The following is a 756-nucleotide window of genomic DNA, read 5'->3' on the forward strand; positions in this document are numbered from 1 at the left end:
GGTATTCGCAATATTTTAGTAGCTCGTTACAGTCCGGTGCGTTTTTGGTTTTTTGAAAGTGCGTCTTCAGAGCGCTTTTGGTTTTCAAAAGCGCTCTGAAGTTCCTATACTTTCTAGAGAATAGGAACTTCGGAATAGGAACTTCAAAGCGTTTCCGAAAACGAGCGCTTCCGAAAATGCAACGCGAGCTGCGCACATACAGCTCACTGTTCACGTCGCACCTATATCTGCGTGTTGCCTGTATATATATATACATGAGAAGAACGGCATAGTGCGTGTTTATGCTTAAATGCGTACTTATATGCGTCTATTTATGTAGGATGAAAGGTAGTCTAGTACCTCCTGTGATATTATCCCATTCCATGCGGGGTATCGTATGCTTCCTTCAGCACTACCCTTTAGCTGTTCTATATGCTGCCACTCCTCAATTGGATTAGTCTCATCCTTCAATGCTATCATTTCCTTTGATATTGGATCATACCCTAGAAGTATTACGTGATTTTCTGCCCCTTACCCTCGTTGCTACTCTCCTTTTTTTCGTGGGAACCGCTTTAGGGCCCTCAGTGATGGTGTTTTGTAATTTATATGCTCCTCTTGCATTTGTGTCTCTACTTCTTGTTCGCCTGGAGGGAACTTCTTCATTTGTATTAGCATGGTTCACTTCAGTCCTTCCTTCCAACTCACTCTTTTTTTGCTGTAAACGATTCTCTGCCGCCAGTTCATTGAAACTATTGAATATATCCTTTAGAGATTCCG

Annotated in this window: 1 protein-coding gene; it reads right to left on the reverse strand. The window is 42.2% G+C overall.

The window, feature by feature from the left end; genetic code table 11:
* Positions 1-475 precede the first annotated feature (475 nt).
* On the reverse strand, positions 476-756 hold a 281-nt coding region (locus K1I53_RS09290; protein WP_223329181.1), incomplete at its 5' end, for a hypothetical protein.

Source organism: Streptococcus oralis (genome assembly GCF_019929365.1).
Classification (GTDB): Bacteria; Bacillota; Bacilli; order Lactobacillales; family Streptococcaceae; genus Streptococcus; species Streptococcus oralis_BT.